The sequence below is a fragment of the Verrucosispora sp. FIM060022 genome (genome assembly GCF_003977705.1).
GTDB classification, from domain to species: Bacteria; Actinomycetota; Actinomycetes; order Mycobacteriales; family Micromonosporaceae; genus Micromonospora; species Micromonospora gifhornensis.
Genome location: NZ_RQIV01000002.1, coordinates 615800 through 636916 on the forward strand (window position 1 = coordinate 615800; position 21117 = coordinate 636916).

Consider the following 21117-nt stretch of genomic DNA (forward strand, 5'->3'; position numbering starts at 1 on the left):
GGTGGGCTCAGCGGCGGCGGTTGCGGGCCCGGGACGCACGCAGCCGTCGTAGCCGGCCGACCAGCACCGGGTCGGCGGCCAGCGCCGCCGGATTGTCCAGCAGCGCGTTGAGCAACTGGTAGTAGCGGGTGGCGGAGAGACCGAAACGATCCCGGATGGCCTGTTCCTTGGCACCGGCGTGCCGCCACCACTGCCGTTCGAACGCGAGGATCTCCCGCTCCCGATCGGCAAGAGTGTCGGTCGCCTCGGCGGTGACGGCATCGGGGGTGCTCGGGGGTAGCGACTCGTCGTCCGGGGCCGATCGCGGGGGCGGCACCGCGGCAGTGTCCGCACCGGCGCTGGTCGACACCCGGGCGTCGGGGCTCTCCGCTGTCGGGGTGGCGTCGGCGGGTGACATGGGGCTCCTCACGGGGGCGGCCGGCACGGGCGACGCCAACCGGGTTCCCAGCCTAACCACAGGTCACAGCCGACGCACCAGCAGCGCGGCGCGCCGATGCGCGTGCCGCGCCGGCAGGTGGCGGGCCAGGGCACCGCCCGCGGGCGCGATCCGGGGAGAGATCGCGCCCACGGGCCCCTCACCGGGTCATGATCATCAGGTGATGTCCCGCCGACGGAGCGTCCAGAGCGCCCCGCCGAGGAACAGCACCACCGCGACCGTGAACAGGATCGACGAGTGCTGCCAGGTGATGTCCAGGGTGGCCGGGTTGCACTCACCGGTGTAGGAGGCGTTGCAGGACCGCCAGTCCTCAAGCGTCAAGGTCTTGGTCATCCAGGCGTACACGTACGTGGGCAACAGCCACGCCTCGCCGAATCGGACCTGGGCCAGGTCGAGCAGGATGGCGAGCCCGGCCTGGCCGACCACCATGACCGCGACCGCCCCGCCCAGTGCCATCGCGGTGTGCCGGCCGAGCGAGGCCAGGGCGAAGCCGACGGTTGCCGCGACCAGCACCAACACGACCCCGCGCAGCCCGGTGAGCAGGAACGACTGCCAGACACCGGAGGTCATCCCGTCCGTTGTCCCGCGCCAGTTGGCGATCAGCCAGAGAATGCCGAACCACGCCACGGAGGCGGACAGCGCCACGGCGAGCATCCCGGTGAGCAACGCTCCCAGCTTCGTCAGCAGGACGCTCAACCGCTTCGGTCGCCACAGCAGCAGGTTCATCATTCCGCCGGTGTTCCACTCGGCACCGATGAAGGAGGCGCCCACCACGAAGCCGACCATGGCCAGGATGCCCGCGAGAGTGACGAGCATGTCCGGAACGTTGGCCTTGAAGACGAAGGTCGACGGGAGATACCACTCGTCCTGGATGTCCTCCCGTGCCGGTGGGGCGATCGACGCGCAGTCGGCCGGGTAATAGTCGACGTTCTCGCCCGCCGCCTTGGCCCGCTCGCAGTTGGCGCGCTCCTGCTCGGCCCACCGCACCTGCTCGGCATGGCTGCTGTCGGCGGCCCGCCTGGCCTCAGCCCACTGTTCGGTGCCGATCTTCTCGTTGGTGACGAACAGACCGACCACGACGAGGGCCAGGATCAGCAGGCCACCCGCGGTCATCCAGCGGGTGAAGCGCCGCTTGGCCAGCCGGCGCAGTTCGGTACGGAAGAGACTCACGCGCCCCAACCTCCCCCGGTGGGCGCGGACGGCGCCGCCCCATCGACTCGTACGGAATGGTCGACCTGCCGGTGCTGGCCGGGAACCGGCGCGGTGTTGGTCAACTCGAGGAAGACGCTCTCCAGGTCGACCGTGACCGGGGCGAGTTCGCTGACGTAGAGGCCCTGTTCGGCCAGGAGCCGGGTGATCGTGGCCGGCTTGTCCACTCCGGAGACCATCAGGTGGTCCTGGTTCGCGGTCACCCGGTAACCGTTGCCGTGCAGCGCGTTCGCGGCGAGCGGCAGGTCCATGACGGCTTCCAGCCGGACCCGGACCCCGCCGGAGGAGTGCTGGGCGAGCACCTCGTCGACCGGGCCGAAGGCGACCCGGCGGCCCAGCGAGATGATGGTGACCGAGTCACAGATCAGCTGGATCTCGCCGAGGATGTGGCTGGAGAGCACCACAGTCATTCCCGACTCGGCGAGGTTGCGCACCAACGTACGCATCTCCCGGATGCCGCCCGGGTCGAGGCCGTTGGCCGGCTCGTCCAGGATCAGCAGCCTGGGGCTCTTGAGCAGGGCCGAGGCGACGGCGAGCCGCTGCTTCATGCCGAGCGAGTACGTCTTGACCCGCTCGCCGGCCCGGTCGCGCAGGCCGACCAGTTCCAGCACCTCGTCGACCCGCTGGGCCGGCACCTCATCGGCGCTGGCCAGCAGGGAGAGGGTGTCACGGGCGCTGAAGTGCGGGAAGAACTGCGGGCTCTCCACGATCGCGCCGACCTGACGGGCCACCTGGGGCAGCGCCGCCGGCACCTCCTGGCCGAGAATGGACATCCGGCCGCCGTCGGAGCGGATCAGCCCGAGCAGCGTACGCAGAGTGGTGGTCTTGCCCGACCCGTTGGGGCCGAGGAAGCCGTGCACCTCCCCGGCTTCGACCCGCATGTCGAAGCCGTCCAGGGCATTGCGGGTGCCGCGTCGTCGACTGCGGTACGTCTTTCGTAGACCTTCGATTTCCAGGACAGCTGGCAAGCTGCACCTCCCCCGTTGGGTGTGGGGCGCCCGCCGTTGCGGGGGCGACCACGACACCATACTCGGTATGCACCCGAAGGCAATACCCGGTATGCAGCGCCACGCCGAAGCCTGCCAGAACACGCGAAGTTCTGCTGGAAGGACCCCCTGCGACGCGCCGGAGGCTTGACCAGGAAATGCCTCAGGCGCAGATGACGTGCACGCCGGCGGCGCGGAAGGCGTCGACCACGTCGGGCGTGGCGCCCGAGTCGGTGACCAGCGTCTCGACCCGGTCGACCGGGCAGATCCGGGCGAAGGCGTGACCGCCCAGCTTGGACGAATCAGCGATTATCACCACTCGCTTGGCCCGGGCCACCATGAGGTTGTTCATCGCCGCCTCGCCCTCGTGGTGGGCAGCGGCACCGAGGTGCGGGTCGATGGCGTCCACGCCGAGCAGCGCGACGTCCAGGGTCACCTCGCGCAGCAGCGCCCCACCCAGGGGCCCCACCAGCTCGAACGACTTGGGCCGCACCACCCCACCGGCGACCACGACCTTCATCCGGGAGCGGACCAGCAGCTCGTTGGCGATGTTGAGGGCGTTGGTGACCACGGTCAGCTGGGCGCCCTCGGCGTTGGTGTTGAGATCCGGCCGGACGGCCAGCGCCCGAGCCACCTCGGTGCTTGTGGTGCCGCCGTTGAGGCCGACCACCGTGCCCGGCGTGACAAGCGCCGCGGCGGCGGCGCCGATGCGCTGCTTCTCCGCGGAGTTCTTGGCCGTCTTGTAGCGCAGGGGCAGGTCGTAGGAGACCCCGTTCGCGACCGCGCCACCCCGGGTGCGGGTGATCATCTGCTGCTGGGCGAGCTGGTCGAAGTCCCGCCGGATGGTGGCCTGGGAAACGTCCAGCCGGTCAGCGGCCTCCTCGACGGTGACCCGACCGGACTCGGTCAGCATCTCGAGCAGGGCGTTCCATCTCGCGTAACGGTCCACCCCGGGACCTCCGTGTCTGCACGAATGTGATTGGTTGCGTGCACACTAGTGCTCAAAACGCGGAAACAGCAAAACCCGACACTGCTCGATCAAGCCTGCGGTTGCTATTTCCATCGAGTTTCGCGCAGAATAACGCGCGAAAGACGGGTCAAACGAGCCATATTGCGCAGCCGCTGCGAGGAGTTCTCATGGCGTACGTCCACGCGGAGATCGCAAGCCAGCCGGACTGCTGGCACCAGGCAGCCGACCTCGCTCCGACAGTCCTCGACCGGCTGCCGCGCGACGGTGAACGGGTCGCCGTCGTCGGCTGCGGCACGTCGTGGTTCATGGCGAAGGCGTACGCGGCCCGCCGCGAGGCCACCGGCCACGGCGAGACGGACGCCTTCCAGGCCAGCGAGTTCCCGACCGGCCGCCGCTACGACCGGCTGCTGGCGATCACCCGCTCCGGCACCACCACGGAGGTGCTCGACCTGCTCGCCGCGCTGCGCGGGCGAATCCCGACCACGGTGCTTGTCGGTGACCCCGCCTCCCCGGCGGTGAGCCTCGCCGACGCCGCGGTGCCCCTGCCGTTCGCCGACGAACGGTCGGTGGTGCAGACCCGCTTCGCCACCACCGCGTTGGCGCTGCTGCGTGCACAGCTCGGCGACAACATCGACGCGCTGGTCGCCGACGCGGAGGTCGCCGTCCGCGCCCCGCTGCCGATCGACCCGAGCCTGATCGAACAGGTCACCTTCCTCGGCCGCGGTTGGACGATCGGCCTGGCCCAGGAGGCGGCACTGAAGTGCCGGGAGGCAGCCACCTTCTGGGCCGAGGCGTACCCCGCGATGGACTACCGGCACGGCCCCATCTCGGTGGCCGCCCCCGGGCGGCTGGTCTGGGCCTTCGGCGAGTTGCCCGACGGACTGCCCGAGGACGTCGCCGCCACCGGCGCGGCCTTCGTGCACAGCCGCACCCACGGGGTCCGTACCGTGCTGGGTCGTTGGGCCGCCGGACGCAACCCGGTCGACCCGATGGCCGACCTGATCCTGGCGCAGCGCTTCGCCGTCGCACTGGCGACAAGTCGCGGGCTCGACCCCGACGCGCCCCGGCACCTGAGCCGGTCCGTGGTGCTCGCGTGAGCGAGCGCGACGGCAGGGTCGTCGTCGCGCTGGACGTGGGCGGCACCGGGATGAAGTGCGCGCTGATCCGTCCGGACGGTGCCGTGGTGCACGCCGAACGGCACCCCACCGGTGCCGACCGTGGGGCCGAGGCCGTGGTCGACACGATCCTCGCGGTCGCCGACGGGCTGGTCGGCACGGCGCGCACGGCCGGGCTCACCCCGACCGCGCTCGGCATCGTGGTGCCGGGCATCGTGGACCAGACCCGTGGCGTCGCCGTCTGGTCGGCGAACATCGGCTTCCGGAACGTACCGCTGCGGGACCTGGCCACCGACCGGCTCGGCCTGCCCACGGCGCTCGGCCACGACGTACGCGCCGGCGGCCTCGCCGAGGCGCGTCTCGGTGCCGGCCGCGACGCCGGGCACGTGCTGTTCGTGGCGATCGGTACCGGCATCGCCGCCGCGCACGTGGTCGCCGGAGCGGCGGCCACCGGCGCACACGGCGCCGCCGGAGAACTCGGCCACATCCTGGTCCGCCCGGGCGGTCCGCGCTGTGGCTGCGGACGCTCCGGCTGCCTGGAGGCGATCGCCTCCGCCTCGGCCGTGGCCCGCCGCTACACCGCACTCGCCGCCGGCACGACCGGCGACGCCGACACCACGTCGGACGGCGGGTCCGCTGCCGGGCCGACACCGGGACCGACAGTGGTCACCGCCGCCGAGGTCGCCGACCGGGCGGCCGCCGGCGAGGAACTGGCCACCCGGGTCTGGCGGGAGGCCGTCGAGGCGCTGGCCGACGGCCTCGCGACCGGACAGGCGTTGTACGACGTGCAGACGATCGTGCTGGGCGGCGGCCTCGCCCAGGCCGGCCCCGGGTTGTTCGACCCGCTGCGCACCGCCCTGCGCGAGCGCCTGACCTTTCACCGGGAGCCACGACTCGTCCCGGCCGCCCTCGGCGACGAGGCCGGTTGCCTCGGTGCCGCCCTGCTCGCCCTCGACCAGTTGGAGGACTCATGACCGTACGGGTGAACGGCAAGGTGGTGACCCCGAGCGGGGTCGTCCGGCAGGGCTGCGTCGAGGTCAGGGGCGACCGGATCACCGCGGTCGCCGAGTACCCGTCGGTACGCGACGGGCACTGGGTCGTGCCGGGCTTCGTGGACATCCACACCCACGGCGGCGGCGGGCACACCTTCACCACCGGCGACGCCGACTCCGCCCGGGCCGCCGCCGCGTTCCACCTGGGCCACGGCACGACCAGCCTGCTGGCCAGCCTGGTCAGCGCTCCCTTCGAGCTGATGCGCTCGGCCACGTCGGCCTTCGCGCCGCTGGTCCGCGACGGGGTGCTGGCCGGCATCCACTTCGAGGGGCCGTACCTGTCCGCCGCCCGCTGCGGCGCGCAGAACCCGCAGTTTCTCCGCGACCCGTCCACCGACGAGCTGACCGAGTTGATCAAGCTGGGTGACGGGGCGGTGCGGATGGTCACCGTCGCGCCGGAGCGGGCCGGCGCGCTGGCCGCCATCGAACTGCTCACCGGACACGGCGTGGTCGCCGCGGTCGGTCACACCGACGCCACGTACGAACAGACCCGTGCCGCCATCGCGGCAGGCGCGAGCGTCGGCACGCACGTGTTCAACGGCATGCGTCCGGTGCACCACCGCGAGCCGGGGCCGGTCGTGGCGCTGTTGAGCACTCCGAACGTCATCTGCGAACTGGTCGCCGACGGAGTGCACCTGCACGACGGGACGCTCACCTTCGCCACCTCCACCGCCGGGCCGGAACGCTGCGCGCTGATCACCGACGCGATGGCCGCCGCCGGCATGCCCGACGGCGAGTACGAACTCGGCGGCCAGGCCGTGACCGTCGCCGAGGGGGTGGCCCGACTGGCCGGCGACGGTGCGATCGCCGGCAGCACCCTCACCATGGACGCGGCCCTGCGGCACGCGGTGGCCGCCGGCATCCCGGTGCCCGACGCGGTACGCATGGTCTCCACCACCCCGGCGCTCGCCATCGGCCTCGGCGACCAGGTCGGTGCCCTCCAACCCGGCCTGCGCGCCGATCTGGTGGTGCTCGACAACGACCTGAACGTCGTCCGGGTGATGCGCGGCGGCACCTGGGTCCAGTGACCCCGCATCAGCGGGGTGCGGGAATCTCCACGCCGAGCACCGCCTGCTCGTCGGGGCGGTGCACCAACTCCTCGGTGAGGAACGACTGCACGGCGTGACGCATCCCGACGTCCCGGCCGGCCCGCTCGGAGAGCAGCCACTTGTGCTCGATGATCTGGGCGAACAACTCCTGCGGCTCCAGCTTGCGGCGCAGGTGCGCGGGGACGGCCCGGACCACCGGCTCGAACACCTCGGTCAGCCAGCGGTGGGCGGCCTGCTGCTCGTCGGTCAGGTCGCTCTCGGCCCGGTACGCGTCGAGGTCGTTGAGCAGCTTACGGGCCTGGTTCTCCTCGGCGTCCAGACCGGTCAGCCGGAGCAGTCGCCGGTGGTGGTAGCCGGCGTCGACCACCTTCGGCCGGATCAGGTAACGCCCGTTGCCGATTGTCGACATGGCCACCTCGGCCACGTCGAAGCCCATCTCGTTGAGCCGGCGGATGCGGCCCTCGATGTCGTGTCGGGCGTCCCGTTCGACCTGCTGCTCGTAGGTGATCTCGTGCCACAGCCGCTCGTAGCGCTGCACGACCTCCTCGCAGACCACCTCCGGGTCGATCGAGTCGTGCAGCAGACCGGCGGCCTGCAGGTCGAGTGCCTCGCCGAAGATGTTGACCCGGGCGATCTCCAGGTCTTCACCACGTTGACCGTTGGAGAGACCGTTGCGCAGCGCCCCGGTCTCGGCGTCGACCAGGTAGGCGGCGAAGGCGCCCGCGTCGCGCCGGAACAGCGTGTTCGACAGCGAGCAGTCGCCCCAGAAGAAGCCGGTGAGGTGCATCCGGACCAGCAGCGCGGCGAGCGCGTCCAGCAGCCGGCCCATGGTCTCCGGTCGCAGCGTGTGCGAGAACAACGCCCGGTACGGCAGGGAGAACTGAAGGTGCCGGGTGATCAGCACCGGGTCGAGCGGTTCACCGGAGTCGGACTCCCGGTCGGCGACGATCGCCACCGCCTGCACCGACGGGAAGTCGATCCGCTCCAGGGCGCGCAGCAGGTCGTACTCCCGCTCGGCGACCCGCTCCCCGGTCTCCTTGACCGCGTAGACGTACCCGCCGAGGCGGACGAAGCGCACCACGTGCCGGGAGATGCCCTGCGGCAGGGCGACCAGGTGCTCGGCCGGCCACTGCTCCAGCGGTGTCGACCAGGGCAGGTCGAGCAACGCCGGGTCCACGAGGGCCGAAGTGATCCGCACGCAGTCAAGTCTGACGCTTTCCCCGCCGGAACGCCTCCCCGCGTGGCTGGGCACACAGTCACCGCGATCACCGCCCGAACCCGGCCGCCGCGCGCGGCCGGTAGCGTGATCGGGTGCGAGAAACCACGACGGTACGCGGACGCGTACGCCTGGCACCGGTCCGACCGGCCGGCTGGTGGTTCGACGCACTGCTGCTGGCCGCCCTCGTCGGGCTGACCGTGGCACTCGCCGCCGGCTGGTTCTTCGGCATCGACCGGTCGGTCGCCGACTGGGCCGACGCGCACCGGCCCACCGCCGCCCGGTGGGTCGCGATCATCCTCAACTACCTCGGTCAGGGCACCCCGCTGACCCTGATCGCCGCCGGCCTGTCGGTGCTGTTGGCGATCCGGCTGCGTTCGGTGCGCCCGCTGTTCGTCCCGGTCGCCGCCTTCGTGCTCACCCTGTTCACCATCGGCCCGCTGAAGGTGTGGACCGCCCGGCCGGCACCGAGCGCCAGCATCAAGGAACCGTTCCTGCCGCCCGAGCAGACCCTCCCGCTCTTCCAGGAGGACCTGCCGGTCCGCTTCGCTCAGTCGTACCCGTCCGGGCACGTGGCCAACGCCATCGTCTGGTACGGCGTCATCGCGCTGCTGCTCGCGCCCCTGCTGGCGACCCTCGGCCGGAGGCTGCCGCGCCGGGTGGTGCCGGCGATCCGGATCGTCCCGCCGGCCGTGGTGCTGTGCACCACCACCTACCTGGGCTGGCACTGGCTCAGCGACTCGGTGGCCGGGCTGCTGCTGGGGCTGCTGCTGGACCGGATCCTGCACCGGGTGCCCTGGGACGAACTGCCGCTGCCGGCCCGGTCACGAAACTGGGACCGGCCGTTCACCAAGCCTGTCTAGGCTGCCGCTGTGAATCAGCTGGCGCGCCGGTTGGGCGTACCCGATGCCGTGGTCATCGGTCTGGGGTCGATGCTGGGTGCGGGCATCTTCGTGGTCTTCGCCCCGGCCGCGGCGGCGGCCGGCGGCATCGGCCTGTTGACCGCGTTGGTACTGGCCGGCTTCATCGCCTACTGCAACGCGACCAGTTCGGCGCGACTCGCGGCCCGCTACCCCGAGTCCGGCGGCACCTACGTGTACGGCCGGGAACGGCTCGGCCCGTACGCCGGTTTCGTCGCCGGCTGGGGTTTCGTGGTCGGCAAGACGGCCAGCTGCGCGGCGATGGCGCTGACCATCGGGGCGTACCTCTGGCCCGGGCAGGCCCGGCTCGTCGCCGTCGCCGCCGTCGTCGCGGTGACCGCCGTGAACCTGCGCGGCATCGCCAAGACCGCCACCGCCACCCGCATCCTGGTGCTGGTCGTGCTGGCGGTGCTGGCCCTGGTCGCGGTGGCCGGCGCGGCCGACGTCTCGATCGCCCGGATCGACGCGCCCGGCGGCTCCGCCCGGGGCGTCCTCACCGCCGCCGGCCTGCTCTTCTTCGCCTTCGCCGGGTACGCGCGCATCGCCACCCTCGGCGAGGAGGTACGCGAACCCGAACGCACCATCCCCCGCGCGGTGCCGCTTGCCCTCGGCCTGGTGCTGGTCATCTACCTGGCGCTGGCCGTGATCGCCCTCGGCGTGCTCGGCCCGGCGCGGCTCGCCGCCTCGGGCGCACCATTGGCCGACGTGGTGACCGCCGCCGGGCTGCCCGGCCTGGCCTGGGTGGTCCGCGCCGGAGCGACCGTCGCGGTGACCGGCGTGCTGCTCTCCCTGGTGGCCGGCGTCGGCCGCACCACCCTGGCGATGGCCCGCCGCCGTGACCTGCCCGCCGCCCTGGCCGCCGTGCACCCCGTACACCAGGTGCCGCACCGCGCCGAGTTGGCCGTGGCAGCCGTCGTGATCCTGGTGGTCATGCTGGCCGACGTACGGAACGCGATCGGCTTCTCCAGCGTCACCGTGCTCGTCTACTACGCAATCACCAACGCGGCGGCGTTGACCCTCGGCCGGGACCGGGACCGGAAACTGCCGGTGCAGGCCCTCGCCGGGACCGGGCTGGTCGGCTGCATCCTGCTCGCGGTCAACCTGCCGCTGGGCAGCGTGCTCGCCGGCTTCGGCGTCCTCGCCCTCGGCTCAGCCTGGTACGCCCTGCGCCCAGCCCGTCGCTGAACCAGAGCGTCGACGATGGCCACGCTCGATCCGGGATCGAGTGGTCTCGTTGTGAATGCAACGCCACTCGATCCCAGATCGAGCGTGATCTTGCGGACAAGACGCCGGACTCACGCTGACTCCTCGGTCTCTCGCGGCAGCGGCGGTGTCCCGACCGGGGGCGTGATCTCCTCCTCGGGCGGGGCAGCCTCGCGGAGCAGGGCGTTCAGGCCGGCGCGTCGGGCCACCACGGTCAGGCGGTCCCCGGCCACGATCACCAGGCGGTGGTCGGGTGACCAGTCGTAGCGCTGGCCGGGGCGGGCGTGCGCGAGCAGCCGTACGCTGCCGGTCCTGCCGACCGCGGCGAGGGGGCGGCCGTCGAGGGCCGAACCGGCCGCCACCGCGACCTCGGTGACCAGCAGGGCGTGCCGACCGACCGGGATGGTGGCGATCACCGCCCGGTCGAGCAGGGCGGCGGCGAACGACGGGGCGGCCAGGTAGGAGACGCTGCGTGAGGTGCCGATGCCGAAGGCGCGCTGGACCCGCTCGGCGAAGTGGCCGTCGAACAGCCGCAGCACCACGCGAAGCTGGTCGTTGATGGTCCGGCCGTTGAGGGCGGCCCGCAGGTTGGCCCCGTCGTCGGTGGAGACCACCACCAGCGCCTGGCAGGTGGCCACCGAGGCGGCCCGCAGCGTCTCCTCCTCGGCGGCGTCCCCCACCACCAGCGGTACGCCGAGCCGCCGGGCCAGCCCGGCGCCGCGCGCGTCCCGGTTCTTGTCGATCGCCACCACCTCGACGCCGAAGTCGTTGAGCTGGGCCATCACCCGGGTGCCGATGTTGCCCAGGCCCACCACCACGACGTGCCCGGACCGCTCGGGCAGGATCCGCCCGGTGTGCAGGGCCAGCCGGGCGTTGACCACGCCGTCGACGACCACCGCCGTGATCAACGGAATCAGGGCCAGCCCGGCGAGGTTGAGGATCACCTGCACGACCTGCTCGGCGGCGCCTTTGGCGGTGTCCGGGTCCTGCCCGGTGAGGGTGGTGACCAGGGTCAGGTAGAACGCGTCGGCCAGGCTGACGTGCGCCGCGTTGGCGTACAACCCGCCGAGGAGCCCCACCACCGCGAGCAGCAGGATGACCGTGATGCCGATCTTGCGGGTGGCGAAGCTGCGGATCGCCCGGAGCACCATGGCCACCGGTCGGCGTCGTCGCCGCGCCCGGGCCAGCCGGCGGGCGGCCAACTCGGTGCCGACGGGCCGGCCGGCGGCCTCGGCGAGCACCACGTCGGCCGCCCGGTCGTCGGTCGGCAACACCAGGTCCTGCTGCGGATCACGGGTGTCGGCCACCCCGCAGACGACCTCGTTGGGGCGTACGTCCTCCCGGCGCGCCAGGTAGAGGGTGCGACCACCGTGCCGGAAATGGGTCGGCGCGACCTCGCCGAGCGCGGCGGCGACGAAGGCCGGGGCGGCGATCGAGGCGTCCGACAGCACCGCCGAGTCGGGGAAGATCTGCCGTACCCCGTTGGCCAGGCCGGTGTTGAACATCCGCACCACCAGGCGCAACCCGGGCTCGACCTCCTGGGCGCAGAGCGCGGCGTGCATGTTGCCCACGTCGTCCTGGTGCAGCAGGGCCAGCCCGGCCGCACCGGCCAGGTTGGCCCGACGGAAGGTGTGCTCGTCGAGCCGGTCGGCCCGGATCACCTCGATGCCGGGCAGGTCCCGGCCGTCCGGTGCGGGGGAACGCTGCCGGCCCGGCACGATCAGCGTGATGCGCAGCCGCCCGGCCTGCGGCTCGCTGCCCCGCAGCGCGCGCACCACCCAGTAGGCGAGGGGATCCTGACCGCAGATCACGTAGTGGGCCCGGGGCTCCCCGTTGACCCGCAACCGGCGGCTGGCCCGCAGGGCCCGATCGAGCAGCGGCTCCGCCATGTCCGGCATGGTAGTCAGCCGGTCGCAACCCGCGCAGCCCCGCAATGATCATGTCAGCGGCGGAACGGCATGAGCCGGGCCGTGGCGGGTAGGCCAGCGGAATGCAGACGTTCCTGCCGTATCCGGACTTCCTGGCCAGCGCCCGGGCCCTGGACCAGCGCCGGCTGGGCAAGCAACGGGTCGAGGCGATCCAGGTGCTGCGCGGGCTGACCCGGCCCGACTACGGCTGGCGCAACCACCCGGCGGTGAAGATGTGGGCCGGGTACGAGGAGGCCCTGACCCGCTACGGGCTGGACGTCTGCGAGGTCTGGTGTGCCGCCGGACGGGCCGACACCTGCGCCGGCACACTGTCCGCCGACCTGGCCACCGCCTGCGGCATCGAGCAGGTCCGGTCCCAGCAGGAGCTGGCGGTGGCCGGGGAACTGCCACCCTGGCTGGGCCGCGCCGATCTGCACCTGAGCCACCGCTCGTCGCTGATCCGCAAGGATCCCGCCCACTACCGTCCGATCTTCGGCGACGACGTTCCGCCCGACCTCGAATACGTCTGGCCGCCCTCCGACCGCCCCCGCCGCTGCCTCTGAGGTGCAAGGAAGGGCACCCTGTTAACGCCTGGCGAGGTGAAAGGGCCCCTTGTTAACACGCGACTGTTCCCGGCATCTCGGGCAGACTGAGGGGGTCAGGGGGTGGCGGGTGGCGCTGTCGCAGGTGGTGGGTCGGCTCCTCGGCGTACGCCGGCACGAGGTGACGTCGGGCGGCGGTGGCCTGCCCCGCGTACCGCAACCGGTGAGCGCGCTTGTGGTCGGTGGCGGGATCGCCGGCATGTCCGCCGCGGTGGTGCTCGCCGAGCGGGGTGTCGAGGTGACCGTGCTGGAGGCCGCGCCGACCCTGGGCGGCCGGCTGGGCGCCTTGCCGCAGACGCTTGACGACGGCAGCCGGCAGGTCAACGAGCATGGCTTCCACGCGTTCTTCCGGCAGTACTACAACTGGCGCAACATCCTGCGCCGAATCGACCCGAAGCTGCGGTTTCTGCGGCCCGTACCGAGCTACCCGGTGCTCAGCGCCCAATGGCCGACCGAGGAGTTCGGCCGGCTGCCGCCCGCCCCACCGGCGAACCTGCTCACCCTGTTGGCCCGCAGCCCCAGTGTGCGGCTGCGGGACCTGCGCGGGATGGACCGGGACGCCGCCCTGCCGCTGCTGACCTACCACCCGACACGCACCTACGCCGAGTTCGACGAGCGCACCGCCGACGACCTGCTCACCTCGCTGCGGCTGCCGGACCGGGCCCGCGCGATGCTGTTCGAGGTCTTCTCGCACTCGTTCTTCAACCACGAGGCGCAGATGTCGGCCGCCGAAATGATCGCCCAGTTCCACTTCTACCTGCTCGGCAACCCGGAAGGGCTGGCCTTCGACTGCCCGGAGGACGACTACGCCACGACCATCTGGGCACCGCTGACCCGACACGTCGAGCGCCTTGGCGGCCGGGTGCTGACCGGCGTCGTGGCGACCGGGCTGCACCGGGAGCAGGCCGGTTGGCGGGTGACGGCCACCGAGGGGGCGTACCGGGCCGGGCACGTCGTGCTCGCCCTCGACCCGCCCGCGCTCGCCGCGCTGGTCGCGGCCTCCCCCGGCCTGGCCGACGCCGCACCGCAACTGGTGGCGGCGATGCCCGCGTTCGGCAGGCCCGGTCCGCCGTACGCGGTGGCACGCTACTGGTGCGACGGGGACGTCGCCGCGCAGCGCGCGGTCTTCAGCGGGGTGACCCGGCAGTCCACCCTGGACTCGGTGACGTTGTACCACCGGTTGGAGCACGGCAGCCGACGTTGGGCCGAGCAGACCGGCGGTTGCGTGCTCGAACTGCACGCGTACGCCTGCGAACCGGACGTGCCCGCGACGGAGCTGGCGGCCCGGATGTGGGCCGAGCTGACCACGCTGTGGCCGGAGGTGAGCCGGCTGCGGGTGCGCGAGCTGCACGCCCGGGTGGAGGCGAAGGCACCCGCGTTCGCGCCGGGCGGTCATGCCCGCCGACCGGGCGTACGCACCGACGCCGACGGGCTCTACCTGGCCGGCGACGGCATCCACACCGACTTTCCCAGCGCCCTGATGGAACGGGCCTCGGCGACCGGCATCCTCGCGGCGAACCACATCCTGCGCTCGGCGGGTGCGGCCACCGAACCGCTCTGGTCGGTCCGCCCCCGTGGCCTGCTCGCCCGAGGCTGACCCACGAGACAGCCGACGCTTACCGCACCCCGGCAGGGCGCGCTGACCGCACCCCGGCTGGGCGCATCGAAATGCGTTGCCGTGGCACTCGGGGCACACCTACCGTGATCGCGCAAGGTCAACCACCGTTCCGGGAGCAAGCCATGTCGAAGCAGCACTACTCGGCTGTGCCGTCGTGGCTGCTCGGCGACGGTTGTCTGACGGAACACCACCGAGGTGGCCGGCCCGGCTGACGCGCGTACCCGTACCCGTCGAGCCGCCCACCCGCCCTGGGACCGGGCGGCTCGTCGCTGTCCGGCCCGCTTCGCCCGTCACCGTCCTGGAGGGAGACACCGGTGTACGCCGTCCTCGTTGTCAACGCCGACCTCGGCCCGCTGCACCGGGTCACCGTCCAACACGCGATCCGGATGCTCTGCCGTCGGGTCGCCGAGATTCACGAGGCCGTACCGGACCAGGTCATCGGGGTCTTCCCGGTGCCCCGGGTGGTCCGGCTCGTCCGGTACGTGGTGACCCGCTGGCGCTTCACGTCCGGCCCGGCCTGGTCCCGCGCCGGGGTGCTGGCCCGCGACGGGCGGTGCTGCGCGTACTGCGACGGCCCGGCGAGCACCATCGACCACATCCTGCCCCGCTCGCGCGGTGGCCGGAACACCTGGAAGAACACGACAGCCGCCTGCTACGCCTGCAACCAGCGCAAGGGCGACCGTACGCCGGCCGAGGCGGGCATGCCGCTGCGGCGCGTACCGGTCGCTCCGAGCTGGGCGGCGCTGGCCGGGCGGTGACGGGCCGGGCCGGCGGGAACGGGGGGCGGCGTCGGATTCCCGGCGCGGCACCCGCCGGCCCCCGGTCCGGTCAGCCTGTGGGCGGAGGGCTCCAGGTGAACCGGGGCGGGCGGCGTTCGTGGAAGGCGGTGATGCCCTCGCGGGCCTCACCGCTGGCCCGCACCTGCCCGTACCACCAGTCCACCCGGGCGTCGTCGGCCCGCCCGTCGATGATCTCCTTCGCGGCTACGACGCTGAGCTGCGAGCGTTCCACGATCGTGGCGGTGAGCTGGTCGATGCGGGCGGCCAAGCGGTCGCCGGGCAGCACCTCGTCGACCAGACCGATCCGCTGCGCCCGCTCGGCGTCGATCAGTTCGCTTGTGAACAGCAGGTGCTTGGCCGCCGCCGGGCCGATCAACCGGGCCAGCCGGCGGGTGGTGGGTGCCGGGTAGACCAGGCCGAGTCGGGCCGGGGGCACGCCGAATCTGGCGTCGTCGGCGGTGATGCGCAGGTCACAGGCGACCGCGAGCTGACAGCCACCACCGACGCAGGCACCCCGGACGGCCGCCACGGTGGGCTTGGCGAAGGCGGCCAGGCGTTCCTCGGCGGCAACGGCGATGCCGGCGTCGCCGGTGGACAACTGCTCGTCCAGGTCACCGAGGTCGGCACCGGCGCAGAAGGTGCCGTCCGCCCCGGTGAGCACCAGTGCGCGTGCCGCCGGTTCCGCCTCCAGGTGATCCAGCAGTACGGGCAGTTGCCGCCACATGGCGAGGGTCATGGCGTTGCGCCTGCCCGGATTACGGATGATCACCGTGGCCACCTGACCCGACACCGCCACGGTCAGCTCTGCGTCCGCCACTGTCCACCGCCCCTCTGGCCGGGTCTCGGTCCTGCCAAAAGGGCGCCTGCCCGGGTACGGCGACGATAGCCGTGCCGCCCGGCCGCCCCGCCGGGCAGGGAGCGTCGCGGCCGGGCCACCGAGGTGTCAGCTCGGTGGGCCGCGTACGTGGTACGGATGGAGCCCCCGGCCGGGATCGAACCGGCGACATCCCGCTTACAAGGCGGGTGCTCTGGCCAGCTGAGCTACAGGGGCAGTGTCCGAGGCCAGCATAGCGACCGGCGTCCGCTTTTCCCGCCCGGCAGGGGTCCCCAGCACGGGAAACGTCAACATCCCGACCTGCGAACGTCGATTCGTGTCCGACCGTGCCCGACTGACCGGTATGCGTATGCCGTCCGTCCCATCCACTGTTCCGCATCTTGGCAGCGTGGCAAAAGCCGTTTACCGTGCAGTGACACGGCCGACATGGGCTCGTCCCTTGACAGCCGTGGCGCCGGTGCGCCCAAGCACCGGTCGCTCCTTCACTCGGATCGTCCGGCACGTTCCTGCCGGTGAAAGGATGCACCCCCTCATGGCTACGGTCACCTACGCGAAGGCGTCCCGGATCTACCCGGGCACCGAACGCCCCGCGGTCAACCAGCTCGACCTTCAGATCGGCGACGGGGAGTTCCTCGTCCTGGTCGGCCCCTCCGGCTGCGGTAAGTCCACCAGCCTGCGGATGCTGGCCGGCCTGGAGGACGTCGACGACGGCGCGATCTACATCGACGACCGGGACGTCACCCACCTGCCGCCGAAGGCCCGCGACATCGCGATGGTCTTCCAGAACTACGCGCTCTACCCGCACATGACGGTGTACGAGAACATGGCGTTCGCCCTCAAGCTGCGCAAGACCTCGAAGTCGGAAATCGACCGGCGGGTCAAGGAGGCGGCGGCGCTGCTCCAGTTGGAGGAGTACCTCAACCGCAAGCCCAAGGCGCTCTCCGGTGGTCAGCGTCAGCGGGTCGCGATGGGCCGGGCCATCGTCCGGGAGCCCCAGGTCTTCCTCATGGACGAGCCGCTGTCGAACCTCGACGCCAAGCTGCGGGTGCAGACCCGTACCCAGATCGCGTCGCTGCAGGCCAAGCTCGGCATCACCACCGTCTACGTGACCCACGACCAGGTCGAGGCCATGACCATGGGTCACCGGGTGGCGGTCATGCTCGACGGTGTGCTCCAGCAGGTCGACACGCCGCGTGCGCTCTACGACACCCCGGCCAACGTCTTCGTCGCCGGCTTCATCGGTTCGCCGGCCATGAACATCAAGACGGTCCCGCTTACCGAGCAGGGTGCCGCCTTCGCCGAGATGTTCATCCCGCTGACCCGCGAGCAGGTCGAGGCGGCCAACGCCGAGGGCGGCGCCGGCAAGGTCACCGTCGGTTTCCGGCCGGAGGACTGCGACATCGTCAGCCCGACCGAGGGCGGCATGCCGGTCGTGGTCGAGCTGGTCGAGGACCTCGGCTCGGACGCCAACGTCTACGGTCACGCCGCGCTGGACGGTGCCTCCGAGCGGTTCGTGGTGCGTACCGACCGGCGGACCATGCCGAACATGGGCGAGACGATCTTCGTCAAGCCGCGCGCCGGCCAGAACCACGCCTTCCACGCCACCACGGGCAAGCGCATCTGAGACAGCAACTGACAAAGGGGCGGCCCGCCGGGCCGCCCCTTTCGTCGTCCTGCTGTGGCAGGCAGTGCCGCAGGCGTCAGCCCTCGACGGCCCGGCGACGCGCCACCTCGGCGAGGGTGACCGCAGCGGCCACGCTCGCGTTCAGCGACTCCACCTCGGAAACCATCGGGATGCTGACGGTCAGGTCACAGGTCTGCCCGACCAGCCGGGACAGCCCGCGTCCCTCCGAGCCGACCACCACGACCAGCGGACCGACCGCGGCCTCCAGGTCGTACAGGTCGGTTTCGCCGTCGGCGTCCAGGCCGACCACCATGAAGCCGGCGTCCCGGCACGCCTTCAACGACCGGGTCAGGTTGGTGACCTGGGCCACCGGCACCCGCGCGGCCGCACCGGCGCTGGTCCGCCAGGCGGTCGCGGTGATCCCGGCCGCCCGCCGCTCCGGTACGAAGACACCCTGCGCGCCGAACGCGGCGGCCGACCGGATCACCGCGCCGAGGTTGCGCGGGTCGGTGACCCCGTCCAACGCCACCAGCAGCGGCGCCGACTGCTCCAACGCGGCGGCGACCAGATCCTCGAACGGCTCGTACGCGAACGGCGGCACCTGAAGGCCGACGCCCTGGTGCAGCACGCCCCCGGTCATCCGGTCCAGCTCGGCGCGGCTGATCTCAAGGATGGCGATGCCCCGGTCGGCGGCGGTACGGATGATCTCGTTGACCCGGTCATCCATGTCGATGCCCTGGGCGGTGTAGAGCGCCGTCGCCGGTACCTGGGCGCGCAACGCCTCCAGCACCGGGTTACGCCCGACCAGCAGCTCCGGCGCGTCCTTGGCCGGGTTCGACTTACGCCCGGGCGCGACCCGGGGACCACCACGCCCGGCGGGCTGCTTGCCGCGAGCGGGCTTCGGGGTGGGCGTACCCCGGCCGCCGCCCCGACCCCAGGTGGTGTCCTTGGTGCCCGGCTTGCCGATCTTGGGAGCGCGCCCCTCCTCGGCCGCCGCCCGGCGTTCCTTCTCCTGCTTCCAGGCGGTGCGCTGGGGCACCTTCTCCGTGCCGGAGTACCCCTTGTGCCACGGCCGCTCGTCGGCGGGCAGGGTACGGCCCCGACCGGCGAGGGAATCCTTGTTCTTGCCGCCGGAGCCCTTGGGTGCGCTCGCCTTCGACGCCACCCGCCGGCCACGGCGCTGCGAATTGCCGGCCATCAGTCATGCTCTCCAATTGTCCAACGCGGGCCCTGTGGGGTGTCCTCGACCACCACTCCGGCCCGCTTGAGCTGGTCCCGCAGCGCGTCGGCGGCGGCCCAGTCCTTGCGGACACGGGCCTGCGCACGCTGTTCCAGAGCGAGGGCGACCAGGGAGTCGACCACACCACGGAGGTCACTCGCCCGGGCACCGCCGGTCCAGGCCGGGTCGAGGGGGTCGACGCCGAGGATATCCAGCATCGTGCGGACACTGGCGAGCGCCGTGCGTACGGTCACATCGTCACCGCCGGCCAACGCGTTGTTGCCGTCCCGCAGTACGTCGTGCAGCACCGCCAACGCGGCGGAGGTGTTCAGGTCGTCGTCCATCGCTGCGGCGAACGCGGCCGGCACCTCGCCGAGCTGCCCGACACCCACCCGCTCGACGGAGCGCTGCACGAAGCCCTCGATCCGCCGGTACGCCACGGCCGCCTCGCGCAGTGCCTCCTCGGAGTAGTCGATCCGGGAGCGGTAGTGCGCGGCGACGTAGTAGTAACGCAGTTCGACCGGGCGTACCCCGAGCCCGGCGACGTACGCCAGGTCGAGGGCGTTGCCCAGGGACTTGCCCATCTTGGTGCCGCCGATGCCGAGCAGACCGTGATGCACCCAGTAGCGGGCGAAAGGCAGGTCGGCGGCCTGGGACTGGGCCAGTTCGTTCTCATGGTGCGGAAAAATCAGGTCGAGCCCACCGCCGTGGATGTCGAACTCCGCACCCAGGTACCGCCAGCACATCGCCGAGCACTCGATGTGCCAACCGGGCCGGCCCAACCCCCACGGCGACGGCCAGTAGGCGTCCGCCGGCTCGCCCGGCTTGACACCCTTCCAGAGCGCGAAGTCACGCGGGTCGCGCTTACCGCGCTCGGGGGCGTCGGCGGCGGACTGCATCTCGTCCGGCGACTGGTTGGACAGCGCGCCGTACGCCGGCCACGAACGCACGTCGAAGTACACGTCGCCGGAGTCGTCGGTGGCCGGATATGCGTGCCCCCGCTCGATCAACTGCGCGATCAGCTGGTGCATCTCCGGAATGTGCCCGGTGGCCCGCGGCTCATAGGTCGGCGGCAACACGTTCAACGCCCGGTACGCCTCGGCGAGCTTCAACTCGTTGGCGTACGCGATCGACCAGAACGGCCGCTCCTGCTCCTGCGCCTTGATCAGGATCTTGTCGTCGATGTCGGTGACGTTCCGGATGAAGGTGACCTCGAAACCGGCGGCCAGCAGCCAACGACGCAGCACGTCATAGTTCACACCGGAACGAAGATGGCCGATGTGCGGCGGCGCCTGAAGGGTGAGCCCACACAGGTAGACCCCCACCTTGCCGGCTTCCTGCGGGACGAAGTCCCGCACCGATCGGGTGGCGGTGTCGTACAGGCGAAGCGTCACCGTACAAGGGTAGCCGTCCGTCGTTTTCCCGGTCCGCCGGAGCCGGGTCGTACGCTGCTGATCGTGACTTCCCCCGCGGCCCCCGGCACCGACCCGCCCACCCCTGCCACGCCCCATCGCGGCACGGCAGGCGGCAGCAAGCCGACCGCAGACGTACCGAGCGGCGAACCCGCCGGCCCCGCCATCGGCGGCCCCGCTACCAGCGCGGGTGCCTCCGGCGGTGCAGGTGTTACCGGCACGGGTGCTTCCGGCGGTCCGGGCACTACCCGCGGTCCGGTCACTACCGGCGGTCCGGGCGCTACCGGCGGCACGGGTGGGGGCGGGGTGGTTGTGCCGGGTGGGGAGACTTCGCAGACGCTGGACCGGGGGCTGCGGCTGCTGCACCTCGTCGCCGACGCGCCCGGCGGGCTCACCGTCACCGAGGCGGCGAACCGGCTGGGCATCGGCCGGGCGGCGGTCTACCGCCTGGTCACACCATTGGCCGGGCACGGGATGCTTCGCCGGGACACTGACGGTCGGCTGCGCCTGGGCGCCGGGGTGCTGCACCTGGCCCGGCGCGCGCAACCACTGCTCGCCGAGGGCGCGCTGCCGGCCCTACGACGCCTCGCCGAGCAGGCCGGCGCGACCGCACACCTGACCGTGGTCGAGGGCGGCGAGGGGGTCGCGCTGGCCGTGGTCGAGCCAAGCTGGACCTCGTTCCACGTGGCGTACCGCACCGGAGCCCGGCACCCGCTGGAACGAGGCGCGGCCGGGCAGGCCATCCTCGCCGGGCGGTCCGGCGTCGCCGGCCCGGTGAGCACCGTCGGCGAGTTGCAACCCGGTGCGTACGGGGTGGCAGCCCCGGTCCTCGGTGTGCCCGGCCTGGAGGCGAGCGTCGGCGTGGTCGCGCTCGCCCCACTCGACGCCGACGCGGTCGGCGCCCAGGTCCTCGCCGCCGCCACCGCGATCGCCGCCGCCCTCCGCTGACACCACCTCGCCCTCCG

The 21117-nt window shown here is 72.1% G+C and carries 19 protein-coding genes and 1 tRNA gene; 10 read left to right on the forward strand and 10 right to left on the reverse strand.

Annotated features, from left to right (window positions below):
• Positions 1–7: 7 nt before the first annotated feature.
• From EG812_RS09415 to EG812_RS09430, 4 genes are all read right to left on the reverse strand, one after another.
• The gene (locus EG812_RS09415; protein ID WP_013736191.1) at positions 8–397 is read right to left on the reverse strand and encodes a DUF3263 domain-containing protein; all 390 of its coding nucleotides are present in this window, start codon (positions 395–397) and stop codon (positions 8–10) included.
• A 195-nt stretch (positions 398–592) separates the two neighbouring features.
• Positions 593–1606 carry an ABC transporter permease subunit gene (locus EG812_RS09420; RefSeq protein WP_126711339.1) on the reverse strand — a complete coding sequence of 338 codons (1014 nt, stop codon included), beginning with the start codon at positions 1604–1606 and terminating at the stop codon, positions 593–595.
• A complete protein-coding gene (locus EG812_RS09425) occupies positions 1603–2613 on the reverse strand; it encodes an ABC transporter ATP-binding protein (RefSeq protein ID WP_043722103.1) in 1011 nt (336 codons plus the stop codon). Before EG812_RS09425 ends, EG812_RS09420 begins: the two co-directional genes overlap by 4 nt.
• Before the next feature lie 181 nt (positions 2614–2794).
• The gene (locus EG812_RS09430) at positions 2795–3580 is read right to left on the reverse strand and encodes a DeoR/GlpR family DNA-binding transcription regulator (protein WP_013736194.1); all 786 of its coding nucleotides are present in this window, start codon (positions 3578–3580) and stop codon (positions 2795–2797) included.
• 188 nt (positions 3581–3768) lie between these two features.
• On the opposite strand from EG812_RS09430, the gene EG812_RS09435 reads away from it, so the two are divergent.
• The 3 genes from EG812_RS09435 to nagA are packed head-to-tail and all read left to right on the forward strand — an operon-like array spanning position 3769 to position 6796.
• Positions 3769–4698, forward strand: coding sequence for an SIS domain-containing protein (locus EG812_RS09435; protein ID WP_126711340.1), 930 nt, complete (start codon positions 3769–3771; stop codon positions 4696–4698).
• Between the two features lie 50 nt (positions 4699–4748).
• Positions 4749–5690 carry an ROK family protein gene (locus EG812_RS09440; RefSeq protein WP_233579443.1) on the forward strand — a complete coding sequence of 314 codons (942 nt, stop codon included), beginning with the start codon at positions 4749–4751 and terminating at the stop codon, positions 5688–5690.
• Positions 5687–6796 (forward strand): N-acetylglucosamine-6-phosphate deacetylase, encoded by a 1110-nt coding sequence (gene nagA, locus EG812_RS09445; RefSeq protein ID WP_013736197.1) that lies wholly within the window; start codon positions 5687–5689, stop codon positions 6794–6796. The genes EG812_RS09440 and nagA overlap by 4 nt, the downstream gene beginning before the upstream one ends.
• Before the next feature lie 7 nt (positions 6797–6803).
• On the opposite strand, the gene EG812_RS09450 is transcribed toward nagA, so the two are convergent.
• Positions 6804–8069 carry a DUF4032 domain-containing protein gene (locus tag EG812_RS09450; RefSeq protein WP_081476211.1) on the reverse strand — a complete coding sequence of 422 codons (1266 nt, stop codon included), beginning with the start codon at positions 8067–8069 and terminating at the stop codon, positions 6804–6806.
• A gap of 59 nt (positions 8070–8128) precedes the next feature.
• Between EG812_RS09450 and EG812_RS09455 the strand changes: the two genes are divergently transcribed.
• On the forward strand, positions 8129–8896 hold the full coding sequence (locus EG812_RS09455) for a phosphatase PAP2 family protein (protein ID WP_013736199.1): 768 nt from the start codon (positions 8129–8131) through the stop codon (positions 8894–8896).
• 9 nt (positions 8897–8905) lie between these two features.
• Complete coding sequence (locus tag EG812_RS09460; protein ID WP_126711342.1) at positions 8906–10138, forward strand: APC family permease; 1233 nt, start codon at positions 8906–8908, stop codon at positions 10136–10138.
• A 110-nt stretch (positions 10139–10248) separates the two neighbouring features.
• On the opposite strand, the gene EG812_RS09465 is transcribed toward EG812_RS09460, so the two are convergent.
• On the reverse strand, positions 10249–12045 hold the full coding sequence (locus tag EG812_RS09465; RefSeq protein WP_126711343.1) for a potassium channel family protein: 1797 nt from the start codon (positions 12043–12045) through the stop codon (positions 10249–10251).
• Between the two features lie 101 nt (positions 12046–12146).
• On the opposite strand from EG812_RS09465, the gene EG812_RS09470 reads away from it, so the two are divergent.
• From EG812_RS09470 to EG812_RS09480, 3 genes are all read left to right on the forward strand, one after another.
• The gene (locus EG812_RS09470) at positions 12147–12626 is read left to right on the forward strand and encodes an MSMEG_6728 family protein (RefSeq protein ID WP_013736202.1); all 480 of its coding nucleotides are present in this window, start codon (positions 12147–12149) and stop codon (positions 12624–12626) included.
• Positions 12627–12735: 109 nt separating this feature from the next.
• Complete coding sequence (locus EG812_RS09475; protein ID WP_126711344.1) at positions 12736–14262, forward strand: FAD-dependent oxidoreductase; 1527 nt, start codon at positions 12736–12738, stop codon at positions 14260–14262.
• Between the two features lie 335 nt (positions 14263–14597).
• Positions 14598–15041 carry an HNH endonuclease gene (locus tag EG812_RS09480; protein ID WP_013736204.1) on the forward strand — a complete coding sequence of 148 codons (444 nt, stop codon included), beginning with the start codon at positions 14598–14600 and terminating at the stop codon, positions 15039–15041.
• A gap of 70 nt (positions 15042–15111) precedes the next feature.
• Here EG812_RS09480 and EG812_RS09485 read toward each other — a convergent pair whose 3' ends face one another.
• Complete coding sequence (locus EG812_RS09485; RefSeq protein ID WP_126711345.1) at positions 15112–15879, reverse strand: enoyl-CoA hydratase/isomerase family protein; 768 nt, start codon at positions 15877–15879, stop codon at positions 15112–15114.
• Positions 15880–16036: 157 nt separating this feature from the next.
• Positions 16037–16113 (reverse strand) — tRNA-Thr (locus tag EG812_RS09490).
• A gap of 316 nt (positions 16114–16429) precedes the next feature.
• Here EG812_RS09490 and EG812_RS09495 point away from each other — a divergent pair.
• The gene (locus EG812_RS09495) at positions 16430–17521 is read left to right on the forward strand and encodes an ABC transporter ATP-binding protein (protein WP_013736206.1); all 1092 of its coding nucleotides are present in this window, start codon (positions 16430–16432) and stop codon (positions 17519–17521) included.
• A 76-nt stretch (positions 17522–17597) separates the two neighbouring features.
• On the opposite strand, the gene rlmB is transcribed toward EG812_RS09495, so the two are convergent.
• The gene (gene rlmB / locus EG812_RS09500) at positions 17598–18719 is read right to left on the reverse strand and encodes a 23S rRNA (guanosine(2251)-2'-O)-methyltransferase RlmB (protein ID WP_013736207.1); all 1122 of its coding nucleotides are present in this window, start codon (positions 18717–18719) and stop codon (positions 17598–17600) included.
• A complete protein-coding gene (gene cysS, locus EG812_RS09505; RefSeq protein ID WP_126711346.1) occupies positions 18719–20134 on the reverse strand; it encodes a cysteine--tRNA ligase in 1416 nt (471 codons plus the stop codon). The genes rlmB and cysS overlap by 1 nt, the downstream gene beginning before the upstream one ends.
• Before the next feature lie 330 nt (positions 20135–20464).
• Here cysS and EG812_RS09510 point away from each other — a divergent pair, with 330 nt between their 5' ends.
• A complete protein-coding gene (locus tag EG812_RS09510) occupies positions 20465–21100 on the forward strand; it encodes an IclR family transcriptional regulator (protein ID WP_013736209.1) in 636 nt (211 codons plus the stop codon).
• The last annotated feature ends 17 nt before the right edge of the window (positions 21101–21117 follow it).